The sequence below is a fragment of the Halalkalibacter flavus genome, assembly GCF_036663575.1.
Taxonomy (GTDB): domain Bacteria; phylum Bacillota; class Bacilli; order Bacillales; family Bacillaceae_D; genus Halalkalibacter; species Halalkalibacter flavus.
Window position 1 is genome coordinate 24,727 of the sequence record NZ_JAWRVK010000048.1, and the last position, 7,486, is coordinate 32,212.

Consider the following 7,486-nt stretch of genomic DNA (forward strand, 5'->3'; position numbering starts at 1 on the left):
CCTTATAGATCAACTGTACTCTTCAGTTTAACTTTTTGTTGTTTTGATACATACGCCACTGTCCAGTCAGTTACTACACCACGCATAAAGTTAGTAACGATACCCACTAAAAAGTACATCACAGCTAACTCCCCAATTGGAAGACCTAATGTTGTAATCCCTTGAGCAATTCCTAAAAAGACAAATAACTCTCCTGGGTTTACGTGCGGAAATAGTCCATTGTGTGTGTGTGTAGAAAAGGATGCCGCTGAATAATAGCCTGGTTTGTGTTTCTCGGGTAAAAAGCGTCCTAATGAAAGTGTCATAGGATTTGCAAAGAAAAATGTTCCAAATACTGGTAAAATTAAACATCTAGCAAATACATTCTTCCCAGACTTTGCTGCAATGCGCTCCACTCTATCGGTTCCTACTAAACGAACAACGGCATTCATCGCAACTAGCAAACAAATTAATAAAGGAACGATGCCTGTGACAAGATCGACAAATACCTCGCCACCTCTTTCGAATAAATTCATAAAACCATCAGCGATCATAGTGATAAACTCCATACTAGCTAATTCACCCCTTTCTAAAATCATATTTATTGAACTAAATGTTCATAATATTTTTTCGACTAGTTCATCACCTCCTCTTGGAATAAACTTTACAGTAGCACGCTACAGACCCCAGATTGTATCAATTGTTTAATAGAAGTCGCTTTCAATATTGAATTCGTTCTCTAATCTTGTAAAAAAGAATCAGATTTGCTCAATTAGTCTCTCTGCAGTACTTTCATTTGTAATAAGAACATTTATATATTTACCTCTTAAAGCTCCTAGAATAGACGGAACTTTATTTTCTGATTCAGCAACCCCAATTGAATATTCAATCTCTTTTAATCGATCTAATTCAACAGCTACAGTTCTTTCAGTCACATCAGACTCTACAAGAACTCCATTAATATCATAAAATCGTGAACATATATCACCAACAGCATTTAAATTATTGAGTTCATCGATTTCTTTATTTCCGTAAAACCCTGTCCAAATCATATTTGATGAAGCAAGTGGCGCGCCAATTCCTACCACTGCGATGTTTATGTTTTTCCACATATCCAATATTTTTTTAAAATAATTAGAGTTAATTATATCTTCTTTGGTTTCTTTCTTTTCTACCACAGCAGCAGCATCAATAAAATGAGATGTAGCACCAAAAGCTTTTGCGACGTTATATATAATCGTATTTACATGATATTTACTGTCTAAAGTACCCGGTCCCCCAACTAGCGGTACAAAATCTGCCTTTCTAGGCTTATAATCCACAGGTCTATCAATCATACTTCCCATAGTTCGCCCCCACGTAAAACCAATCGTGTCATCTTCTTTAATAATTCGATTTAAAAGTTCTAATGTAGCAAGACCTAAATCTGATCTTCTTTTTTCATCTGATTCATTATCCATGTCAGGAACAACAATTACATCCTTAAGCAGAAAAGTTTTTTGGAGTTTTGTCTCTAACTCAAACGTTTCATAAGATGTGCTATCTATATGAATTTGAACAATACCTTCTTTTCTTGCTTTTTTAAGCATCCTTCCAATTGTTGTTCGATAAATCCCTACTTCCTTAGCAATTTCATTTTGAGTCATGTCATCTTCGTAATACATTTGTGCGACTTTGACAAGTAACCTTCTTTCCTCCCAGTTAGGCATCATCAAACCTCCAGTTTAACCATTTACTATTATGAGACTTGAATTCGGTTGCTCAAATGAGCGACCTATCATCATATGAGCTTTAGTTTAGTATAGACTCATCTGATAATTGAGTCAACACATTTTAACCCTTTTTATAAGAATTCCTTAAATTAGTTGATTATATTAATTCACAAACAAAATCAGCAAATTTTTTTGAAAATGGGATGTCGCTCGTTTTTGATATTATTTCTATTTGATATCCAGACTTCATTACTTACCTGTTATACTCGAATATCTAAATAAACTAACATTTATAATCCTTTTTTGGTGAATACTAAGTAAGGAACGGATTTAACACATAAAACGTTGCTAGCTAATTATTCAAAGTTCATGTTAGGAGATTTCAAATGGGGAAAATTTCTCTATATCAATTATTCTGTATTACGGCTTTTTACCAAATTGGAACAACTATTGTTTTTGGTTTTGTAGCTGGAGCCGGGAGAGATGCTTGGCTTGTTACTTTACTTTCAACATTTTTAGGGGCCATTATCATTGCCCTATATACAGTCATAATGCGTCTGAATCCTGGATTAACTCTTGTTGAGTGGTTCCCAGCACATTTAGGTCCGTGGATTGGGATTCCAATAGCATGGCTCTATCCTCTTTTAGCTATTTACGATGTCGGACGAATTTTGTCTGATTTAAAGTTTGCTATCTCGTCAACAATCTTGCCAAATACTCCTCCTTTATTTTTTCTTGGATTTACGATGTTTGTTATTATTATAGGTTTATTTTATGGAATTGAGATCTTAGGACGAATCGCAGAATTGTTATTACCTGTTATTTTGTTCCTTTTTGTAATAGAAGTTATATTACTCATTAGTTCAGGCGTTTTATCTATAGATAATTTAAGACCTATTTTATCTAACGGCTGGGGAAGGGCTTGGGGAGAAGTATGGCCACTTGGCATTACTCAATCTTTTGCCCAATCGCTGGAGTTAGCAATGATTTGGACACTTACTAGAAATGAAAGAATGATTATAAAGCCAACCCTAATTGCTACATTCTTAACAGGGTTCTTAATTATGTCATTTAACATATTAGCCATTAGTACGCTCGGAGAAGGCGTGTATCAACAAAGCATGTATCCAATGTATATATTAATTCAGCAGATCAACATCGGCCAATTCATTGAAAATCTACACGCAATAAGTGTTCTTCAGTTTACAACTACATCCATTTTAAAGCTATACATCCATTCATTTGTTGCTGTTTATGCTATTCAAAAATTATTATTTTTACGTAATAACCATTTTGTTATTATGGCAGTGGCATTAATTGGAGTATATTTAGGGTTAAATATGGCTACTAATGCATCAGAACATATATATGTAGGAACAAATATTTTCCCTTATAATTTATGGATACCTTTACTATTGGTCTTTCCGAGTATTATATTAATAGCCTCAATAATAAGGAAACTATTATCAAAAGACACTTTCAAAAAGGAGGAGTTTTAGAAAGTGAAGAATTTATTATTTTCTTGGGAATCACAAACTAATATTGAATATCCTTATGCTTTGCCAACACTTTTTTTACTTTTAAGCTTATTATTGTCGGCCATTACCTGGCTGCGTTATAAAAATCAGTAAGACCACCCATTAAAAAATTTAGAGTTAATTTAAAGAAAGGGACACAAGAAAAAGTGTCCTTATTTAAGGCGTACTATTTTTATAATTATAATCGATCATAAGACCTATCCCTTTACATAAACGAAATCCTGCTAGGTTAAAGCCTTATTCATCATTCCTCTGAACTAAATGATCCTTGAATTAAACCAGTATGCTTGATATCTACATCAATTTTTATTGTATATGCTGCATTCGAAAAGATTTCATCCCAATTCTCTTTTACTTCTTTCCATTTGCTTGGATTTTCTTTGAATAATTGTCTGCCAAAACCAAAAATATCAGCTTGATATTCCTTTTGTACTTTTTCAATTGCCATTTTCATCTCTTTTTCGATTACCTTTTTCGTTTTGTTTTCTACCTGCTTTAAATATTCTAGATTTTCATAAGGGTCATATTCTTCCTTACTTTGCTGTTCAGCTAATGATACTTCTATACGACTTTCAATTGTAAATGATATTTCGTTCCCTGCTATATTGGGGATTATTCTTGAGTCACCCCCAAGTGTTTCTAAAAGTACTAATTCGTTTTCATTTTTTAACGATGGCATTGTTATCGCGGCATTGTGAATTTCCCCAATTACCCAATTATATCCTCTTGTTTCTATTTCATCTAAATACCCAATCAATTTATCTTTTTTAAAGATTGCGATTCCTGTTAGTTTTGCGTTCGTTTCTTCCTTTTCTAAAACACCCATTACAGGATTAATTCCTTCTTCTAACTCTTTTTCAAAAAAATTGATTATATTTACTTTGCTTGACTTTTGATTATATCGATAATTCTCCATCATTTCTTCTAGATGAATTGCTTGATATCTTCCAATTCCTTGAGGCTCTTCAGCTAAAAGTTCTCTCGCCTCTACTCCTCTTGCTATACTAAGTAACGTAAGGCCGCGTCCTTCATGATCTCTAATAAAAACATCTAATATTGATAAAACCCCTTCTCTTGCTACTTTTTCATTTATGATGATTATTTTATTATGATTAAAAAACTTCTTCCGATCAAAATCTTGTGTCCCATCTCTAACGGCTTCAAAAATTGTATTTCCTCTCGACTCATGATTTTTCACATTAGGTCCTGGAGCTCCTATTGCAATATTTAATGTAGCAGGATTTAAAGTTTGCTGTGTTAAAATAATTTCCTCAGTCTTTTGGTCTCTATCAATCGCAATTCCTGTAACAATTCCTATCTCATTTAACTCTTTGCTATCCCAGCACCCTGATAATGACAAAATAGAAAGTAGAAACACATAAAAATAATTCTTCAACTTTCATCACCATCTTTGCTAGGATTTAAAATAGGTGCTGGTAATTGTTGTCTAATTGACTTACGCTTGCTGATGGGAGCTGGCCTTCTTTTCATAAACGAGAATGGTACGCGAATGAGAGAGTCTTTTAGTTCATTCATTATTGTTGGTGCAAAAGGTTCTAAATAAGGCGTGCCAAAAGAACGCAGTGAGCACATATGAATAAGCAAGAGAAGACCTCCAAGTACAACCCCATATAGTCCCATTACACCTGCCATAACAAGCAGCCCTAAACGGGCAATATGAATTGGATCTGTTAAAGCTGACACTAAAAAACCTGTAATTCCTGTAACTGCTACAACAATAATCATAGGATAGCTCACAAGTCCAGCTTGTACAGCAGCTTCTCCCAATATTAATCCCCCTACAATCGTTACTGCTCCACCTACAGCCTTTGGCATCCTTGTTCCTGTTTCCCTTAGCACTGTAAAAATGATTATCATTAGTAGTGCCTCAACGAATGTAGAAAATGGAACTTGTTCTTCTGAGGCCGCAATAGACGTCAGCAATACCGTTGGAACCATTTCCTGATGATAGCTTGAAAGTGCTACATATACTCCTGGTAAAGCAACAGTTAGTAATAAAGATAATAATCTATAGAGTCTAATTAATGATGACAAGTAAGGTCTAGAATAGTAATCCTCACTAGCTTGAAGGCTTTCTAAAAATAATAATGGTACAGTTAAAACAAAAGGCGTGCCATTACACAAGATCGCAACTCTTCCTTCTAATAGTTTAGCTGCAACAATATCTGGCTTTTCAGTATTCCCAACTAAAGGAAAAATTGAAAAAGGACGGTCCTCAATTAATTGCTCAATATATCCCGATTCTAGGACTGCATCTAAATTTATTTGATTAACTCTTTTCTTTACTTCTTTAATGACATCTGGATTTGCAATTCCATTTAAATATGCAATTTTAACAACTGTATTTGTTTGTCTGCCTAACTTTATTTTTTCAAAAATAAGCTTTGGGTTAATAATTTTTCTTCTTATTAACGCTGTATTTACTTCTAAATCCTCAGTAAATCCCTCTCTAGGGCCTCTTACAACTGTTTCCGTTTGAGGTTCGTCTACAGCCCTTGATGCAAAACCTTGTGTATCGATAGAGAAAACGGTGTCATATCCATCAATAAACAAAGCTGTTTGACCTGATAGAATAGCCTCCAGTACTGCATCCATCGAGCTTAACTCATGCAAACTATTGACAGTTAAAATTTTACTTTTAATTATTTCAGGAGCACTTTGAATTGAACAGTCTTCATAATTGTTTAAGAAATTTGGTTCCATTAATGGTTTAGTAATATATTGATTAACTTGATTAGTATCTATAAGGTCACTTATAAAACATATAAATACTTTTATTGGTTTATTTATATATGTCTCAAACTCCCTAGTTACAAAATCCTCACTGTCTCCTAACACTTGATTAAGATAATTTAAATTAGATTCTAAATTAACCTGAATTGGTTCCGAGTAACTTCCATCTAAGTTAGCTTTACTTTTCTCGCTAATTAATTTAAAGAGATTTTTTTGTTTTCTCAATTTATGAAACATTCTAGTACACCCTTTAATAAATAAGTTACCCTTATTATCAAACGAAAAAAAAATAAAATTCTTTTCTAGCTGAGTAAATTTCAGAAAGCCTACCTAAAGAATCATACAAGGACCCAATTTGCATTTGCACTTAAAAAATTGAGATTATTCTTAGTAACCTTCCTAAGAAACACTATCTAATTTAAGAGAAGACTTTCGAAAACATGTGGAAACAAGTCGTTACATCATTCCGAATTCCTAAATGAAGATTCATTTCAACTTCTTAAAAACAGAATAAATATAGGATAGTGTAACTAAGACCACAGCTACTTTATTTCCAAATAGAAAAAACACGCCTTACAAAATAAAGACGTGTACGCTGAAAAAATATACGGTCCTTTTATCAGCAGGTCTAAATATTAAATTTTGTCCACCAAGAAAAGAGATAATTCTTATACCTACTCATCTTCTTGATATTACTTATATATTACTTGTCGCAAACTTTTCATACCAATCATTGGTAAATTTCTTTACACTAATTTGGGTAGATGGGTGAGAATGTAAATTAATAATTATATCTGGACTAGCCGTAATTGCATGAGCTCCTTCCAAACTGCACTTGTGTACTTGATTAACATTTTTAAAGCTTGCTGCAATCACCTCAGTTTGTAATTGATAGACAGTAAATAATTTTACAATCTCAGAAACAACATTGATCCCGTCGCCTGAAATATTATCAATACGATTCACATAGGGAGCAACAAAATCTGCACCACATTTTGCAGCCATTAAAGCTTGTTGTGATGTGAAAATAGCTGTAGCTAATGTTTTTACTCCTAAACGATTTAACTCCTTTAATGCTTTATAGCCTTCGTCTATGACAGGTACTTTAATATAAACATCTTCATCAATTTCCGAAGTGATTTTTAATGCTTCCTCTACTATTCCTTCTGCATCTTCTGCAAGTGTTTGAATAAAAAACATTTTTTCACGACCAAGTAAATTACGTATTTTTTTTAGTTGGTCCCAATAATCTGCATCCTCCACTGCTAAAATTGTCGGATTAGTAGTAACCCCCTCAATTTGGTAGCAGTCTATTAATTTCTTGATATCATTAATATTTGCCGAATCAATTAGTACTCTCATTCTAAACACCTCTCTTTGAATTAATAGATATGGAAGAAAGTCATTATGTTTTACACATAATGACTTTCAGGCTGTTGAGAAAGTCTTATCAATAGCCTTTTTTTGTAGCTATTAATCCGATTATTCAGGTGAATATAGTAT

Annotated in this window: 6 protein-coding genes; 1 reads left to right on the forward strand and 5 read right to left on the reverse strand. The window is 33.3% G+C overall.

Annotated elements, in window-relative coordinates; translation table 11 throughout:
* Positions 1 to 2: 2 nt before the first annotated feature.
* Both srlA and SAY88_RS21490 read right to left on the reverse strand, forming a co-directional pair.
* Positions 3 to 548: a PTS glucitol/sorbitol transporter subunit IIC gene (gene srlA, locus SAY88_RS21485; protein WP_332634228.1), complete on the reverse strand. Its 546-nt coding sequence runs from the start codon at positions 546 to 548 to the stop codon at positions 3 to 5.
* Between the two features lie 189 nt (positions 549 to 737).
* Complete coding sequence (locus SAY88_RS21490) at positions 738 to 1,691, reverse strand: sugar-binding transcriptional regulator (RefSeq protein WP_332634230.1); 954 nt, start codon at positions 1,689 to 1,691, stop codon at positions 738 to 740.
* 386 nt (positions 1,692 to 2,077) lie between these two features.
* Here SAY88_RS21490 and SAY88_RS21495 point away from each other — a divergent pair, with 386 nt between their 5' ends.
* A complete protein-coding gene (locus SAY88_RS21495; protein WP_332634231.1) occupies positions 2,078 to 3,190 on the forward strand; it encodes a GerAB/ArcD/ProY family transporter in 1,113 nt (370 codons plus the stop codon).
* A 283-nt stretch (positions 3,191 to 3,473) separates the two neighbouring features.
* Here the strand turns inward: SAY88_RS21495 and SAY88_RS21500 are convergent, their stop codons facing one another.
* The 3 genes from SAY88_RS21500 to SAY88_RS21510 form a co-directional block, all read right to left on the reverse strand.
* The gene (locus SAY88_RS21500; RefSeq protein WP_332634232.1) at positions 3,474 to 4,625 is read right to left on the reverse strand and encodes a Ger(x)C family spore germination protein; all 1,152 of its coding nucleotides are present in this window, start codon (positions 4,623 to 4,625) and stop codon (positions 3,474 to 3,476) included.
* Positions 4,622 to 6,220, reverse strand: a complete 1,599-nt coding sequence (locus SAY88_RS21505; protein WP_332634233.1) for a spore germination protein — start codon at positions 6,218 to 6,220, stop codon at positions 4,622 to 4,624. The genes SAY88_RS21500 and SAY88_RS21505 overlap by 4 nt, the downstream gene beginning before the upstream one ends.
* A gap of 459 nt (positions 6,221 to 6,679) precedes the next feature.
* Positions 6,680 to 7,345: a transaldolase family protein gene (locus SAY88_RS21510; protein ID WP_332634235.1), complete on the reverse strand. Its 666-nt coding sequence runs from the start codon at positions 7,343 to 7,345 to the stop codon at positions 6,680 to 6,682.
* Positions 7,346 to 7,486 lie beyond the last annotated feature (141 nt).